The sequence below is a fragment of the Butyrivibrio sp. VCB2006 genome (assembly GCF_000420945.1).
In the GTDB taxonomy this organism is placed as follows: Bacteria; Bacillota; Clostridia; order Lachnospirales; family Lachnospiraceae; genus Butyrivibrio.
The window spans coordinates 68,112-86,260 of the sequence record NZ_ATVX01000007.1; the positions used below are offsets into that span (position 1 = coordinate 68,112).

12 protein-coding genes are annotated in these 18,149 nt (G+C 41.8%); 11 read left to right on the forward strand and 1 reads right to left on the reverse strand.

Annotated features, from left to right (window positions below; genetic code table 11):
- Window positions 1–262 precede the first annotated feature (262 nt).
- The gene (locus G613_RS0108665; protein ID WP_029232289.1) at window positions 263–1,735 is read left to right on the forward strand and encodes a glycoside hydrolase family 43 protein; all 1,473 of its coding nucleotides are present in this window, start codon (window positions 263–265) and stop codon (window positions 1,733–1,735) included.
- Window positions 1,736–1,796: 61 nt separating this feature from the next.
- Here the strand turns inward: G613_RS0108665 and G613_RS0108670 are convergent, their stop codons facing one another.
- Complete coding sequence (locus G613_RS0108670; protein ID WP_029232290.1) at window positions 1,797–2,762, reverse strand: helix-turn-helix transcriptional regulator; 966 nt, start codon at window positions 2,760–2,762, stop codon at window positions 1,797–1,799.
- A gap of 400 nt (window positions 2,763–3,162) precedes the next feature.
- On the opposite strand from G613_RS0108670, the gene G613_RS18600 reads away from it, so the two are divergent.
- The 10 genes from G613_RS18600 to G613_RS0108720 all read left to right on the forward strand — a co-directional run bounded on the left by G613_RS18600 (window position 3,163) and on the right by G613_RS0108720 (window position 18,029).
- On the forward strand, window positions 3,163–4,593 hold the full coding sequence (locus G613_RS18600) for an endo-1,4-beta-xylanase (RefSeq protein ID WP_029232291.1): 1,431 nt from the start codon (window positions 3,163–3,165) through the stop codon (window positions 4,591–4,593).
- A gap of 13 nt (window positions 4,594–4,606) precedes the next feature.
- Window positions 4,607–7,564 (forward strand): extracellular solute-binding protein, encoded by a 2,958-nt coding sequence (locus G613_RS0108680; RefSeq protein WP_029232292.1) that lies wholly within the window; start codon window positions 4,607–4,609, stop codon window positions 7,562–7,564.
- 27 nt (window positions 7,565–7,591) lie between these two features.
- Entirely contained in the window at window positions 7,592–8,530 is a 939-nt protein-coding gene (locus G613_RS0108685; RefSeq protein WP_029232293.1) for a carbohydrate ABC transporter permease, read from the forward strand.
- 1 nt (window position 8,531) lies between these two features.
- Entirely contained in the window at window positions 8,532–9,395 is an 864-nt protein-coding gene (locus tag G613_RS0108690; RefSeq protein ID WP_013279712.1) for a carbohydrate ABC transporter permease, read from the forward strand.
- A gap of 19 nt (window positions 9,396–9,414) precedes the next feature.
- A complete protein-coding gene (locus tag G613_RS0108695; protein WP_196805049.1) occupies window positions 9,415–10,932 on the forward strand; it encodes a hypothetical protein in 1,518 nt (505 codons plus the stop codon).
- Window positions 10,933–10,937: 5 nt separating this feature from the next.
- Window positions 10,938–11,597, forward strand: a complete 660-nt coding sequence (locus tag G613_RS0108700) for a Yip1 family protein (protein WP_013279714.1) — start codon at window positions 10,938–10,940, stop codon at window positions 11,595–11,597.
- Window positions 11,598–11,616: 19 nt separating this feature from the next.
- Entirely contained in the window at window positions 11,617–14,211 is a 2,595-nt protein-coding gene (locus tag G613_RS0108705) for a DUF5696 domain-containing protein (protein WP_029232296.1), read from the forward strand.
- A gap of 57 nt (window positions 14,212–14,268) precedes the next feature.
- Window positions 14,269–15,177: a carbohydrate ABC transporter permease gene (locus G613_RS0108710; RefSeq protein ID WP_013279716.1), complete on the forward strand. Its 909-nt coding sequence runs from the start codon at window positions 14,269–14,271 to the stop codon at window positions 15,175–15,177.
- A complete protein-coding gene (locus G613_RS0108715) occupies window positions 15,170–16,180 on the forward strand; it encodes a carbohydrate ABC transporter permease (RefSeq protein WP_013279717.1) in 1,011 nt (336 codons plus the stop codon). The genes G613_RS0108710 and G613_RS0108715 overlap by 8 nt, the downstream gene beginning before the upstream one ends.
- Before the next feature lie 355 nt (window positions 16,181–16,535).
- Window positions 16,536–18,029, forward strand: a complete 1,494-nt coding sequence (locus tag G613_RS0108720; RefSeq protein ID WP_029232297.1) for an ABC transporter substrate-binding protein — start codon at window positions 16,536–16,538, stop codon at window positions 18,027–18,029.
- Window positions 18,030–18,149: the final 120 nt, after the last annotated feature.

Genomic DNA, 18,149 nt, shown 5'->3' on the forward strand with positions numbered 1-18,149 from the left:
TAGTTTTGATAAAAACGCATTATTTCTTATACATATATAGTACATTCACTTATCTTAAATTTATAGTTTGAGGACTAGGATCATCCACCCAAATATTGCTAGATAAAAGCGAATCCTTGCTAACTTGCAGTCCATCGCAATATACGACATTAATTCAGCAATTATTTGGTGGCTAGGGTGAGGTATTAACCATTATATTTTTATTGCTAATGACACGAATGATTTTTTCTTCATTGGCGTAAAATGATTGGAGGTATGGGCAATGAAGAGCCTGACTAGAACTATTAGTCTTCAAAAGAGTGCGAAGTCTATTACAGATCATAACCCTGTAATGGTACAGCGCTTTGGAGCAGATCCATATGCACTTGTTTACGACGGAAGGGTTTACCTTTATATGACCGGGGACAAGCCTTCCTATAATGCCGATGGCTCAATAAAAGAGAATACTTACGGCAATATCAATACGATTAATGTTGTATCTTCTGATGACCTTGTAAACTGGACAGACCACGGATCAGTTTACGCTGCCGGAAAGACCGGAGCAGCAAGTTGGGGACCTAATTCATGGGCACCCGCAGCAGCATACAAGAATATTGATGGCAAGGACAAGTTCTTCTTGTACTTTGCAAACAACGGAAACGGAATCGGAGTTCTTACTTCTGATTCACCTGTTGGACCATTTATTGATGAAATCGGAGGACCGCTTATTTCCAGAGAGACCCCCAACTGTGCAGAGGTTACATGGCTTTTTGACCCTGCAGTTCTCATGGATGATGACGGCTCTGCTTACATCTACGTTGGCGGCGGAGTTCCTTCACCTGACAAGGCAGCTAATCCCGGCACAGCAAGGGTTTGCAAGCTTGGCGACGACATGATGAGCCTTGACGGGGATCCTATTGCCATCGAAAATGTTGATTACCTTTTTGAAGATTCAGGAATCAACAAGATTGACGGAACCTATTACTACTCATACTGTTCAAACTTCAACGTAACACCACAGGCTGCATCAGAGCTTGGCTTTGAATCCGGCGAGATTGTTACAATGAAGTCTGATTCACCTATGGGACCTTTTGAAAGATGCAATCCTGTTCTCAAGAATCCTGAGAGATTCTTTGGAAGAGGCGGTAACAACCATCACGCCATGTTTGAGTTTAATGGTGAGTATTACATAACATACCATTCAAGAATCCTTGAAGAAGGCCTTGATATGGACGGCGGCTACCGCAGCACCAATGTGGATAAGCTCGTTCTCAACGAGAACAACGAGCCATCCAAGAGTGCAGGTACAAGAGCAGGTGTAGCGCAGCTCAAAGCACTTAACCCATACGAGGAAGTTAAGGCAGTAACTCTTTCTAATGCATCAATCGGTCTTAAGACCAAGCAGTATGGCGATGTGGCTAAAAAGTGCGGCTCAGGCGATATGATTCTTTGCGACATTTCAAACGGCGCATGGACAAGTGTATCCGGTGTTGATTTTGGAACTGACGGAGCAAAAGAGATTGCATTTACTCTCAATGTAAAAGAGACAAATCCAAACGGTGACTATCGCGGAGCTATAAAAGTATGTCTCGACAGCCCATCAGGCGAAGCTGTAGGTTGTGCAGTTATTGCTAATGAGAAGGCTGATAATGTTGAGGCCATAGCAGAATTTACAGAGCCTGTAACCGGCGAGCATAACGTATTCTTTGTATACGCCGGCGAAGGATATGAAGTATATTCCTGGATTGCCAGATAAATGAAAAGCGCTGCACGCGGATGCGGGCAGCGCAATTTATTAGTACATATTAATAAGGAAATTACTTGGCAACTTTTGCGGATACATCACCTTTTTCTTTGCCAAGACCGCCGGAGAATAATGAACGATACTCACCCGGTGTGCAACCTTTTTTGAGTTTAAAGGTTCTGTTAAAGGTTGAGATACTTGAGAATCCGGACTGAAGAGCAATATCTGTAATTGACAGATCATCTCTTGTGAGCAGCAGCTCTGTCGCCTTGATTCTCTGACCTATAAGGTAATCATAGAAGGTACATCCCATGTACTCCTTGAACAGTCTGGAGAAGTGGAACTTGGAGAAACCACTGTAGGAAGCGGCATCTTCAAGAGTAATATCGTAAGCATAATTCTCATCAATGTAATCAATGACTGTATTGAGCTTCTCAAAATACTCTCTTCTCTTAACAGGAGTAGATTCTGTAAAAAGATTGATCTTATTGAGCTGATATCTTGAAAGAATAGTCATGATCTGGAATAAATGGGAGTAAATTGAAAACTCATAGAACTCGGTTTTCTGGAAATACTCATTCCAAATCTGTGAGAATAAAGCCATTATTTCATTATAAATCGGAGCATATGTTTCAGGTGTGATATGAATGCAGTCCTTGAGCATGTTCATAAGACCTGAGTAGCCTCTCATTGATGAAAAGAAATCAATATCGAAGAGACATACATATCTTGCTCCTGTGCTTGGCGCATGCAAATAATGGGATTTCCTAGGCGGAATGAAAACAATCTCGCCGGCCATAACCCTATGAATCTCTCCTTCAATCTCTACATCATAGTAGTTATCGATAGGTGCGATGATCTCAAGGGCGTTATGCCAATGTGATGGATAGTCATAAGCCTGTTCGTTATACCAGATTCTGATTGAACTATCCTTAGGGAAAATTGCTTTCTCATTATTACCCTCAAGAGTACGTGCACTGTAATCGGTGTTCTGCTGGTAATAATCGAGAGTGACATTAGTAGATGAATTCTTGACCATAGTGATCTCCTCCCATACCTCAAATAACAACCGCGTCCAAAAGGCAATTTTTTATCCCCACTTGCCGAAATATTGCGGACGCTTAAACAATCATAAATAATCACATCGTCAATAAAATACAAGCAAATAATAACATTTTCTGACAAATGCTTCTTATCAAATATTGCTATTAATTACCTAATCGTGCTCACATTAAATAAATGGTGCACGATTTTTATATGCCATTTTGTTAATAATGCACAAAAACTGTATCGCATTTTTTGACATTAAAAAGCAACATCTGCAAACCATCAGGCAAAAATTGGTAAGCACCACCTATCGAAAGCCTTTATGCTTATACTTGTCGATGGGGGTCGACGGTAGCAAGTTTTGAGTATTATTACTGGGAGGCAAAAGGAAAGTGTACAATAGGGGCAAATCTTTAGTTGCCATCATGGCAGCTTCAGTGATGCTGGCGACGGTGGCCTGTGGCGCAGTCACAGAAAGTCCGGCGGCGGGATCATCGGAGACTGGTACCGAAGCGGCAACATCAGATAATTCACTTATCAGTACTTCCACAGACGAATCGAATATAGAAGCTTCTAGTTCTAATGAGGGCAGCTCAGAAGATGCTGAGGCAGGAGATGAGGAAGAGATTCCGGCACTTAGAGACTGTGTAGAGCAAAAAATGGGATGCAGAGTCGGATGTGCAATTACAGGCAAAGAGCCCTGGGACATTCCACTATGGAATCTGGTAACAACTCATTTCAATGCAGTAACCCTGGGAAACGAGCTTAAACCTGATTCATTGTTTGGCTATAGCAACGGAAAATGTCCTGGAACTCAGGAGGCTGAACTAAACGGCGAGACCATTACAGTTCCGGTTTTGAACTTTTCTAATCCCGAGAAGATACTTAACAAACTTGTTAAGTGGAACGAAGTCAATCCGGACAGACAGATCAAGGTAAGAGGCCATGTTCTTGTATGGCATTCACAGACACCGGAGTGGTTCTTCCATCAGGACTACGACAAGACTAAGCCTTATGTATCTGCAGAGGAAATGGACAAGCGACAGGAGTGGTACATAAGAGAAGTACTTACTCATTTCACCGGAGAGGACAGTCCTTACAAAGATCTTTTCTATGGATGGGATGTAGTTAACGAAGCAGTTTCAGATGCGACAGGAACCTATAGAACAGATACAGAGAATCCAAACGAAGATCTTTCAAACGATACACATGGTAATAACTCCAGCTGGTGGCACGTTTACCAGAGCGAAGAGTTCATTATAAACGCATTCAAATATGCAAACAAATACGCACCCGCAGAACTTGAACTTTACTACAACGACTACAACGAGTGCGTAGCCAAAAAGAGAGAAGGAATTGTAGCTCTCTTACAGAAAATCAAGTCACAGGAAGGCGAGCCCGGAGTTGGAACAAGAATTTCAGCCATGGGCATGCAGGGTCACTACAGTGCTGATTCACCATCTTATACAGATGTGGAAGCTTCGGCCAAGGCCTACGGCGAAGTGGTTGGGGCCGTTCAGATAACTGAGTGGGATCTTAGTTCTTCCGATGACTACGATGGAAGCGCAGAGTCCAAGGAAAAAGAGTACGAGAAGATGCGCAAACAGTACAATCTTCAGTACTACGCACTTCAATCAGCTCAGGCTTCCGGAGTACAAGTAACAGGTATTACATTCTGGGGAACAATTGACAAGTATTCGTGGCTTCAGCACAGATCTACGGTAGGTGGTGGCAGCAACAAGGAAAAGGCACAGTGCCCACTGTTGTTTGATGATTTGTACAAGCCCAAGCCCGCATTTTGGGTTTTTGCAGAAACTAACTAAAGGACTTAAGAATATGAATAAGACTTTACAAAAACTATTGATAGTACTTGGTATTTTAGCAGCAATCATTTGCCTGTGTCTTGTATTAACAAGACGAGAGAAGGCAGACTTCCATGCTAAGTATGAGGGGGTTGACCTCACTCAGGAAGTTGAGGGTATGGAAAGAGTCGGAGCATACACAGGATATGTAAACCAGCATTTGAATGATGCACATCCTGCAAACGATGTTCAGGTGGACATCTTCAATTATGAGTCTGAAGGAACAGTCAGAGTAGAAAAGGGTGCTACAGATGATAAGAAGGATGCTCTTTTCACTGACACAGGTTCAACAGTAACCTGGAACGTAAATGTTCCACAGGCCGGAATGTACAGACTCTACATCGACTACAAGATAACAGAGTCAAGAGGCGTTCCTGCAGAGAGAACAGTAATGATCAACGACGAGCTCCCATTTGAGGATGCCAGAAACATTGCTTTCACAAGAATGTGGATGGACGGCGGAGAAGTTAAGATCGATAATCAGGGCAACCAGATCAGACCTCGTCAGGTAGAATACTTCGGATGGCAGAGTGCTTACTTCAAAGATGATATGGGATTTGTAGCTGAGCCATATGTCTTCTACTTTGAAAAGGGTGAGAACAAACTTAGCTTCATTGCAGATAACGAGCCAATGCTTCTATCTAATGTAGAGCTTAAGGCAATAACAGATAAACCCACTTATGAGGAATACTTGGCAGCGCAGCCACAGAATGCCGGCTCAGAAACAGCCAAGACTTTCAATTTGGTGGTACAGGGCGAGGATTCCAGCCTTCGATCAGAGTCCTCCCTTTATGCTAAATACGATCGTTCCTCGCCAACTACAGTTCCTAACAGCGTAACAACCACAGTCCTCAACTACGTAGGTGGTGAGGCTTGGAGAAGCTCAGGACAGTGGATTGAGTGGAACTTCGAAGTGCCTGAGGATGGTTACTACAACATCATGGTAAAGGCACGTCAGAACTATTCAAGAGGATCTGTTTCAAACAGAACAGTTCTTATTGACGGAGAGGTTCCTTTTGAAGAGCTTTCAGAAATTTCTTTTGATTACAAGAATGACTGGGAATGTAAGGACCTAGCATCAGAGGATGGAACACCATTTAACTTCTACCTCACAAAGGGACAGCACACAATCAGACTTGAGGCAACTCTCGGTGGCATGGGTGCAATCCTTGAGGAAATGGAAGATTCCACTTACAGACTTAACCAGATTTACAGAAGAATCCTTGTTTACACAGGTGCTTCACCAGACGTATACAGAGATTACCATATTGATACAACCTATCCTGAAATCATGGAAGCTATGGAACTTGAGTCCAAGAGACTTTACAAGATAGTTGATGACATGGTTGATTACTCAGGACAGATGGCAGATAACATTGCCACAGCACAGACAATTGCTCAGCAGCTTGAAAGATTCTGTGCTAAGCCTCAGAAGATTACAACAGAGTTTACAACCTTCAAGGATAACATCACTTCACTTGGTACAGCTTCACTTAATCTTAGTGAGACCAAGCTGGATGTAGATTACCTGGTAGTTTCAGGAACAGAGGTTACTCCTAAAAAGGAAAAGGCAAACTTCTTTACAAAGGCAGGACACGAGATCAAGTCCTTCGTTGCTTCCTTCTTTGTAGATTACAACTCAGTTGGTGATGTATATGATGAGAATTCAACAGACAAGGTAGTTAAGGTTTGGGTACTTACAGGTCGTGACCAGGGTACAATCCTTAAGACCATGGTAGATGATGACTTTACCACATCAACAGGAGTTAAGGTCAACGTAGAAATCGTTGATCCCGGTGCACTTCTTAATGCCGTTCTTGCAGGACGCGGACCAAACGTAGTTCTTTCAGTTGGTGCCGATCAGCCTGTAAACTACGCACTCCGTGGTGCAGCAGAAGACATTACACAGTTCGAGGGCTGGGAAGAAGTAATGAGCCACTATTCAAAGAGCTCTTATGAGCAGTATGGATTAGACGGACACATCTACGGTATTCCTGAGACACAGACCTTCAACGTAATGTTCTACAGAAAAGACGTACTTGAAGAAATGGAACTTGAGGTTCCAAACACTTGGAAAGAATTGATTGAGCTTCTTCCTACAATCCAGGGTAACAACCTTTCAGTAGGTATTCCTACAGCAGCTGGAAGCAGCGGAGCTGCAGCAGCTTCAACATCAATCATGTCCAACACTCCTGACCTTTCAATGTACTTTGCACTCCTTTATCAGTATGGCGGAGACATGTACAACGAGGAAGGCACCAAGACCACAGTTAATACTGAGGCTGGTGTAGCAGCATTTGATGATTATGTAAGATACTTTAATGATTATGGTATTCCTACAGTTTACGATTTTGTAAGCAGATTCCGTTCAGGAGAAATGCCAATTGGAATTGCTCCATATTCTACTTACAACACATTGATGGTTTCCGCACCTGAGATCAGAGGACTTTGGGACTTCACTCTTATCCCTGGTACCTACAGAACAGATGCAAATGGCAAGCAGTATCTTGATAGATCAGACTTTATCACAGGTAGTGCAACAATGATGATCAAGACAGATGATGAAGAACTTAGACTTGCTTCTTGGGAATTCATGAAGTGGTGGGCTAAGGCTGATACACAGGTTAGATTTGGTCGTGAGATCGAAGCTCTCCTTGGTTCATCCGCAAGATATGCAACAGCCAACAGAGATGCGTTCAAGAATCTTTCCTGGAGTACAGAAGACATCAAAGTTCTTGATGAGCAGTGGGATAACACAGTTGGAATCAGAGAGGTTCCAGGTGGTTACTTCACAGGTAGACATATCTCCAATGCGATCAGAAAAGTTATTAACGAAAAGGTTGATTCTCGAGAGACAATTATCGACTACTCAATCCTGATCGACGAAGAGATCAAGAAGAAACGTATCGAATTTGGTATGCCGGTTGACTAAACAACAAGTTTATTGGGAGACAAGGTGATGAAGGAATATCTTCAGAAGTATTTTACACTTCGCAAACATAATATGACTGTAGCCTGGAAGAAGGCCAAGAACCGAAAGATGTGTTACCTCTTCCTGGCACCTTATGCAATACTCTTTACGATGTTTTATGTGTTCCCTGTAGTAGCTTCAATCTACTACAGCTTCACATATTACAACATACTTGAGCCTCCTCGGTTCATAGGATTGCAGAATTATATCTCACTGGTTCTTCAGGATGATATCTTTCTGATAGGCGTTAAGAACACGTTGATGATAGCTCTGATCACAGGCCCCCTTGGATATATCTTATCCTTCCTTTTTGCCTGGCTCATAAATGAGCTACCCGTATGGATCAGAAGTATCGCGGTCATCGTGTTCTACGCCCCTTCCATAGCAGGTAACTGTTATGTAATCTTCTCAGTATTCTTCAGAGGAGATGCATACGGATATGTAAATGCCTTCCTTATGAATCTGGGAATAATTGATACAGCAAGGCTGTGGCTCATCGATCCAAGATACATGCTTCCTATATGTATGATCGTTATTCTCTGGATGAGTTTGGGAACCGGATTCCTTTCATTCGTAGCCGGACTTCAGGGTATCGACAGATCAATGTTCGAAGCCGGATACATGGATGGTATCAAGAACAGATGGCAGGAACTGTGGTTCATTACCCTTCCTAGCATGAAGCCAATGCTTATGTTCGGTGCGGTTATGACAATCACTTCTTCTTTTGGAGTTGCAGATGTAACAATGGCTCTTTGCGGATATCCTAGTACGGATTACGCAGCACGTACCATCGTAACACACCTGTTTGACTATGGTTATTCAAGATTTGAAATGGGTTATGCCTGTGCAATAGCTACAATCCTGTTCCTGATGATGATACTTTGTAACAAGGCAATCCAGAGTCTGTTAAGGAGAGTTGGTACTTGATATGAGCGCAAAAATAATTAAAAAAAGAAAGCCAAATAGATCAATTGCTGGCGATATAGCACTTTACTTTTTCCTGTTATTGGTTGCCTTTGTAATGGCGTTCCCAATCATCTATGCAGTAAGTAGTGCGTTAAAGCCTTTGGACGAGCTCTTTAAATTCCCGCCCAAGATTTTCGCTCAGCATCCTACACTTGATAACTTCTCAGACTTGTTCGTAACAATGGGTAAGTCATGGGTTACATTCACAAGATACCTGTTCAACACAGTGTTCATTACTTTTGTTGGTACAGCAGGACATCTTATCATAGCTTCCATGGGTGCTTTCGTACTTGCTAAGTACGAATTCCCAGGTAACCAGACGTTCTTCAAGATCGTTACAGTAGCTATGATGTTCACAGGTTGGGTAACGGCAATTCCTAACTACCTCATCCTTAATAAATTAGGATGGATTGATACATACTGGGCAATCATTATACCGGCATTTGCTTCTCCAATGGGTCTTTTCCTTATGAAGCAGTTCATGGAAGGTCTTCCAACAGCTCTTATCGAAGCTGCCAAGATCGATGGTGCTAATGAATGGACAGTATTCTCCAGAATAGTAATGCCAAACGTTAAGCCTGCATGGATGACACTTATCATCTTCTCAGTACAGGGACTTTGGAACAACAAGGCATCAACATACATCTATTCTGAGGAAAAGAAAACTCTTGTATTTGCTCTTCAGCAGATTCAGAGTGGTGGTATCGCAAGAACAGGTCAGGGAGCTGCGGTTCTTGTAGTAGTAATGATAGTTCCTATTTTGATTTTCGTATTCTCTGAGAGCCAGATCCTCGAGACAATGGCTAGCTCAGGACTTAAGGACTAATTTGAAAGGTTGAATGCATATGCGTAAAAAGAATTTCTTTTTAAGAACTGGAATGGCAATACTTGCGATAGCATCCGCATTTCTTCAGCCACTTCAGGTTAAGGCCAACACAAACGAGGGTAGTTACACATACAACTATGACTACTGGGGCGATTACATGGACAGTGCAGACTTTTACAACTCCTGCAAAGTGTTCACATCTACAGAACTTGGCCTTGATACCAAGCTCAAGAATCCTCAGGGATTATTTGCAAATGGCAATACACTTTATTTGTGTGACAGTGGAAACAACAGAATAATTGAGCTTAACAGGATTTCACCTGAGCAGATGGAAGTAGTAAGAATAATTGATTCCATTAAGGGGGCAAATCCTTCTACTCTCAATAACCCGACAGATGTTTCTATATCAGAAGATGGAAATATATTCATTGCTGATAATGGGAATGCAAGAATTATTAAGGCTGACAAAGATCTAAATTACATAATGGACTTTGTTAAACCAACAGATAACACACTTGATCCTAAGCTGGTATTCCAACCAACCAAGCTGGCAGTTGATACAGCAGAACGTGTTTACTGTATAGCGACAGGTATCAACAAAGGTCTTATCAAATATGAGAATGATGGTACTTTCTCAGGATTTGTTGGAGCCACACCGGTATCTTTTGACTGGACAGATTATATATGGAAGAAACTCGCTTCTCAGGAACAGAGAGCCAAGATGGAATCCTTCGTTCCTACAGAGTATGAGAACATCTTCATGGACTATGAAGGCTTCATATATGCAACAAAAGCTCGTACAGAAGATCAGGCACATAACGATGAAAATGCTGTTAGAAAATTAAACCTTCTTGGTAGCGACATCCTTGTTTCTAACGGTGACTGGTCAGTAGGCGGAGATCTTTATCTGGGATCCGGCGGTGGTTATGAGGGTCCATCAATACTCACAGACGTAACTGTAATGGACAATGACATTTATGTCTGCCTTGACAGAAACAGAGGACGACTCTTTGGTTACGATGATCAGGGACGTATGGTATTCGCTTTCGGTGGTAACGGTAACATGGACGGTTACTTCAGAAGACCTTCAGCTATCGATCATGTAGGCCACGAGCTCTACGTAGTAGACAGTCTTGACTGCTCAATCACAGCATTTGTTCCTACACAGTTCGGAGAGCTTGTATATAAAGCCATCGAAGACTTCGATAAAGGTAAGTACGAAGAGTCCGGAGAAGCATGGCAGGAAGTTATGAACCAGAATGGTAACTATGATCTTGCTTACATCGGAATCGGAAGATCGCTTCTTCGTCAGGAACAGTATGAAGAAGCTATGAAGTACTTTGAACTTAAGTATGATGCGGAAAACTATTCCAAAGCATATAAGCAGTACAGAAAAATCTGGGTAGAAGAGCACATCTTCTGGATAGTACTGGTAATACTGTTATTGTTCCTTGTTCCTCTATCAATTGGCAAGGTCAAGGCAATCAGACATGAGATAGATACAGCAGATATATTTGTTCTAGAGAAAAAAGGGTGAGAAATATGATAGCAAATACAAAACAATTAGATAATCCTAAAGATAAATATTTTGACTCCCTGAAATTTGCGTTCTATTGCATTACGCATCCACTAGACGGTTTCTGGGATCTGACTCACGAAAAGAGAGGAACTTATGCAGCTGCCAACACGATTCTTTTCCTTACACTTTTAATCCGTGTTCTCAAGCTGAGATTTACAAGTTTCCTTTTTATACAGGTTTACTGGGAAGACTTGAATATTTTCCTCTACCTTGCAAGTATCCTCTTCCCATTGGCTCTTTGGGTTGTAGGTAACTGGGGACTTACCACACTGTTTGATGGTAAAGGTAGGCTAGGACAGGTTTACATGGCTACATGCTATGCACTTACTCCTTATCCGCTCATCCAGTTCCCACTTATGATTTTCAGTAACTTTGTAACAGTAGACGAAGCCGAATTTTACAGCGTAGTAAGTGCTTTATCACTTGTCTGGGCAGCTCTTTTGGTAATAGCAGCCATGGGACAGATACATGAGTACTCAGCCGGCAAGAACCTTTTGTTTACTGTAGCTACACTGTTTGCAATGCTAGTCATGATCTTTATTCTGATGATCTTCTTTAGCATGATTTCACAGGGAGTTGCGTATTTCATTTCCCTGGCAAAAGAATTGATGTTCCGAATGTAGGAATGAAGGGGTGACCAAGTTGAAAAAAGATAAAAATAAAAAGCAGAATGCATTTACTCAAAAAATATTGGAGGGCTTTTTAAAACTTCTCCCTTCAATCATAGTTCTTTTGATAATAGTTGGAGCTGCTCTTTATGTAATAAATACAAAAGCTCCTACAGAGGTTAAGGAACCGATTCCACCATATGCCTTTGATGGCAATGATAAGCCGGTAGTTATCGATAACGGACAGCTCAAGCTTACAATGGATCCGGCAACGACAGAGTTCACTGTTGAAGTTAAGGACAGCGGCAAGGTTTGGTATTCAAATCCCAAGGATGCAGCAGAAGATACAGCAGCCCTTGATGATCAGAAAAACTACCTTCAGTCTCCATTTATCCTGTCCTACTCAATCACACAGGGACTTGAAACAACTTATAACTCTTTTGCCTTCAGTGCTCAGAACGGAATTTATGAGATAGTTCCCGGCGAGAATGAGATCAGAGTTAACTACTCACTTGGTAGTGTCCAGAAGGAGTTCACAATTCCTCCTGTAATCACAAAGACTAACTTCGAAAAATTCATGGGTAACCTTGATAAAAAAGAAGTAGATCTGATCAAGCAGTACTACAAAAAGTACGATATCAACAAACTGACACCAAAGGATAACAAGGATGAGCTCCTTGCAAGCTATCCCGTACTTGAGACAGATGTTATCTATGTACTTCGTTCAGGAACCAAGGATAACGTACGTAAGACAATTCAGGATAAGTTCGAAGCAGCAGGATATACATATGATGATTACCTTGCTGATAAGGAACTGGATTTTTCATCTTCTTCATCAGACACACCTGTATTCAACGCAAGTGTAGTTTACAAGCTTGATGGAAAAGACCTGGTTGTAGAAGTTCCATTTAAAGATCTGGACTTCGATCCTGAGACACCAATTTACACTGTAACTCCACTTCCGTACTTCGGAGCTGGCGGACCTGAGGATCAGGGCTTCATGCTGGTTCCTGAAGGTGGCGGAGCAATCATAAACTTCAACAATGGTAAGACATCACAGAGTAGTTATTACACTAACGTATATGGTTGGGACATGTGTCTTTCAAGAGATGCGGTAGTACACAATACAAGAGCTTACTACGGAGTATATGGTATTTCAGAAGGAAATGATTCCTTTGTATGTATTCTGGAAAACGGCAGAAGTTATGCTTCAATTCAGGCAGATATCGCTGGTAAGAACCACAGCTACAACTTCGTAAATGCCAAGTACAGCGTTTGTCAGAGAGAGCAGTACGATGTAGGTGATATCGCTAACAGTGAAATCTACGAGTACGCAACAGACCTTCCTGATGAGACAATTACTCAGAGATACAAGTTTGTTAACTCAGGCAGCTATGTAGATATGGCCAAGACATATGGCGAATATTTACAGAAGGAATACGCAGGATACCTTGATCTTGTAAGTGATACAAGTACTCCTGTAGCAATCGAGATGGTTGGCGCAATCGATAAGGTTAAACAGATTGTTGGTGTTCCTGTTTCAAGACCACTTAAGCTTACAAGCTATTCAGAAGCATCAAATATACTTGATCAGCTCACAGCAGCAGGCCTTACAAATATGCACGTTAAGCTTTCAGGCTGGTGCAACGGTGGTGTTCAGCAGAAAGTTCTTTCCAAGACCAAGACAATCGGAGCCCTTGGAAGCAAAAAAGATCTTCAGAATCTGATAAGCAGTGCAGAAGCAAATGGTAACACAGTTTACCTCAACGGAATTACACAGTACGCATTTAACAGTAATCTTTTAGATGGATTCTTCTCATATAGGGATGCTGCTAAATTCATCAGTAAAGAAAGAGCTGAGCTGTATGAGTACAGTAACGTAACATACGGACAGAGAGAAAATGCAGACCACAAGTACTTCCTGCTTCACACAGACGTCGCTAACAAGTATGCAGACAACCTTGTAAAAGCTTCACAGAAGTATGGCGCAGGTGCATCATTCCAGGATCTTGGAATGGACCTCTCATCTGACTTCTATAAGAAAAAGACATACAGCAGAGAGGCAGTTCTGAATGAACAGGTTGCCAAGCTTGAGAACTACAATAACAATGGAACTCCACTTATGATCAACATGGGTAATGACTATGCAGTTCCATTCTGCCAGATGGTTACAGGCATGGACCTTAGAGGAAGCGAATACACAATAATTGATGAGTGCATTCCTTTTTACCAGCTTGCAGTACACGGAAGAGTTGATTACACAGGAAGAGCAATCAACACATGTGGAAACATGGAAAATGAGATCCTTTATTCAGCAGAGTATGGCGCAGGCCTTTGCTTCGAACTCATGAACGAAAGCTCTTTTGCAACTCAGAAGACTCTTTACACACAGTACTACGGAGCATACTTCGATGCTGTTAAAGATAACCTCGTAAACATTTACACCAGATACAACAAGGAGCTTGGTCATACCTTTAATCAGGAAATGACAGGTCATGACAACCTTACATCTGATGTATCCTGCACAGAATATGCAGATGGAACCAAGGTATATGTTAACTATGGATACAGTGATTACACTGCAGACGGCGTTAAGGTTCCTGCAAGAGATTACGTTGTAACAAGATAGTCACATAAGTTACTGGTCAGAAATGGCCAGTAACAAAAGATAAGAGAGGCATTTATCATGAGTAAACAAAAGAATAAGTTAGCCGGCTTGCAAAAGCGTAAGGCTATATCGGGATATCTTTTCATATCTCCGTTCATAATCGGTTTTCTGGTCTTTATGGTCAAACCGCTTTTCGAGTCTTGTTACATGAGTTTCTGTGAGGTTAATCTTGCAGCCGGAAACGTTACAAAGACTCTGAATGGTATTACAAACTACATATTCGCTTTCAGGGTTGATCCTGAATATAACAGACTTCTGTGGGAAGAAATAACCAGAATGATGGTTTATTCCCTGGCAATCATAGTATTTAGCTTCTTCGTAGCGTTGATCCTCAATCAGAAGTTCAAGGGAAGAGCACTTGTAAGAGCGATTTTCTTCCTTCCGGTTATTCTTTCATCCGGCGTTATCATCGGACTTGAATCTAACAACCAGCTTATGGATCAGCTTGCACAGACAATTGAACAGACAACTCAGGGCATAAGTGTTACAGATGCTCTTGAGGAAGTCCTCAGAACAGCAGGTATTGGTGTAAGAGCTTATGAGAAGGTATTCGAAGTTATAGATAATATTTATGATGTAGCTCTTTCATCAGGTATTCAGATCATCATCTTCCTGTCAGGACTTCAGACAATCTCATCAAGTATGTATGAGGCAGCTGATATAGAAGGATGTACAAAGTGGGAGAGCCTTTGGAAGATCACATTCCCAATGATCAGTTCACTGTTCCTTGTAAACTGGCTCTACACAGTAGTTGATTTCTGTATGAGAACTGATAACGAAGTTATTAAGAAGATTCAGAAGGTAATGATCGATCAGCAGCAGTATGGTAATGCATCAGCGATGTCATGGATTTACTTTTTGATAGTTCTGGCATTCGTAGGAGTAACATCATTCCTGATTTCTAAGAGGGTTTATTATTATGACTAATGTACAAAATACAACTGAATTCAAAAAATTAACATTTTGGGAAAGAAATAAACTCTCTGGTGGTTATCTGCTTCAGAAAGTAGTTATGGAGAGAGCAGTAAGCATTATAAGATTCATTCTTTTATTCGGAATGTGCTTCCTGATCCTTCAGCCAATCTTCAACAAGATATCTGTCAGCTTTATGACAGAAAAAGACCTGTATAACCCTATAGTAGTTTCAATCCCTGAGCATTTCACAACTGCAAACTACAGACTTGCAGCTGAACTTATGAGCTACAAGAGTGCTGTACTTAACTCACTTCTTATTTCATTTACAATCGCTGCTCTTCAGATTGCAGTTTGTACACTTGTTGGATATGGATTTGCAAGATTCGAATTTCCGCTTAAGAAATTCTGGTTCGTAATGGTTATCCTTGTAATCCTGATTCCACCACAGACAATTGCCAGCTCACTTCACTTGCACTTTAGATACTTTGATATCTTAGGAATATTCAAACTTATCACCGGAGAAAGCATTAACCTCCGTGGTTCCAAGATTCCTTACTATCTGATGAGTGCTGGTTGTATGGGACTTAAGAATGGATTGTATATCTACATGATCCGTCAGTACTTCCGTAACATCCCTGGTGACCTTGAAGAGGCCGCTTATGTAGACGGATGCGGAACACTTAAGACATTCATCAGGATCATGCTTCCACAGGCTACACCTATCCTTACATCTTGCTTCCTTTTCGCATTTGTATGGCAGTGGACAGACGGATTCTACTCCAGAATGTTCCTTGGTAATACCAAGCTTGTCAGCACAGGCCTTTCGAGAATCGTAGACAGCCTTGGTGCTTATATCCAGAGAATTAACGGCGTTAAGACTACAATTTCTGTTGCTTATTCTAACTGTATTCTTGCAACAGGAACACTTATGATCATCGTTCCACTTATCGTTCTTTACCTCTTCGCACAGAGATCATTCGTAGAGAGTATTGCTGCTACTGGTATAAAGATGTGAGCGATATTGGGATCAGAAGTTTCAAGTACGCATGCTTGCATGCTGGTACTTGAAACCTCGGAGACCTAACGGACATGAGGAAAAAAGACATACGAATGTAATGAGTATGTCGATTTCCGAATGGACGTAGGATTGCGAGAGTACGAAGTACGGAGCAATCCGTCATATCGCGAACACGTAGTTCGACTAGACAGTTTATCTTTTATTCTGGCAATTTTAGCAATATTTGAGAAGTGTGGGAATAAAATAGCAATAGTTGGTTATCGGAAAAACATGTACAAACTTATAATATAAGTTAGTAGTTTTTTCGTTAAACATATCCTAAGGGGATTACATTAACAAGGAGGATTAGAGTATGAGAAAGTCTCTAACAACAAAAGCAACAGCTGCTATCGCAGCAGCAGCTATGCTCACAAGCATGGCAGGATGCGGAGCTGAGACAGCACCAGCATCAACAGACACACAGCAGCCAGCTGAAACAACAACAGAAACAGCTGAGGCTCCTGCTGCAGAAGCTACAACAGAAGCAGCTGCAGAAGAAACAGCATCTGACGAGTATGATCCTTATCAGATTATCACAGATGCAGATGGCAACCCAGTAGATCTTGGTGGTATGGAAATTGTTATCCGCGACTGGTGGTCAGGCGACCCAGCAGAACCACAGAATGAGTATGAAGAGGCTGTTAAGGATTACCATGATTGGCTTCAGGAGACATACAACTTCACACTTACACAGACAGCTATGTCTGACTGGGGTTCAACACCTACAGATTTCGTAGATTATGCTACAACAGGTGGCGATGAGAACTACATCTTCACACTTCGTGATGATCCAGCTATCACATCTGCTATGGCTAACGGTCTTATGTATGACCTTTCTACACTTGATTGCCTTGATTTCTCACAGGACAAGTTCCAGAGAAACCTTCTTCACGAGCAGTATGCTAAGGGAGATGCAATCTACGCTATGTTCGCTGGCTATTCAGAGGCACGTACAGGCGTTTACTTCAACAAGAGAATCCTTACAGAGGCTGGTATCGATCCTGAATCAATCTACGATATGCAGGCTGATGGAACATGGACATGGGATAAGTTCGAAGAACTTCTCTCAAAGGTTCAGCAGGATAAGGATAACGATGGTACAGTAGATATCTATGGTCTTACACTTAACGAAGGTGTTATGACAACAGAAGCTGTTTTCTCAAACGGCGGTTCTTACATCGACAAGGATGCTAGCGGAAAGTTCGTATACAACCTTGAGTCACCTGAGACACTTGAAGCTCTTGAGTGGACAGTTAACATCTTTGATAAGTATGATGCAGAAGTAGCTAACCCAGAGGGTGCTGAGTGGGATTACTACAAAGAGCAGTTCCTTAACGGTCAGGCAGCTTTCCTTGTAGAGGATGAGTACGCTGGATGCCCAGGTAACTTCCTTGAGGATATGCAGGATGAAATTGGTTTCGTAATGTTCCCTAAGGGACCTAAGATGAACGACTACATCAACGTTTGGTCAAACAACCCAGTTGCTATCCCTGCTTGCTATGATGCAGACAAGGCTTGGAAGCTTGCATTTGCTTGGAACCTCTGGACAAACGCTCCAGCTGCTGAGTACGTCGATTACAACGGATACCTTTCAACAGCTAGAAACGGTAAGTTCGATGAGAGAGCAGTTGATGAGACAATCCAGATGATGACAGAAAAGGGAACAGTTGCATTCCACGGAATGGTTCCTAACCTTAACCTTGGTTCTGACTTCGTATGGAACATTGGACCTGGCGCTGTAGTTTCAGAGCAGGTTGAAGCAATCCGTGATACATGGAAGGCTTATGTTGACGAAGCTAACAAATAATTAAAAGCTTTTAAAAGGTTTTTATAAAGGATTTTTGAAGCGGCGTCTATAAAGGCGCCGCTTCTTTCTATGTAAACTTACGCGAAATTTTATATTTAATGCTTTTTACTTCATATTAAG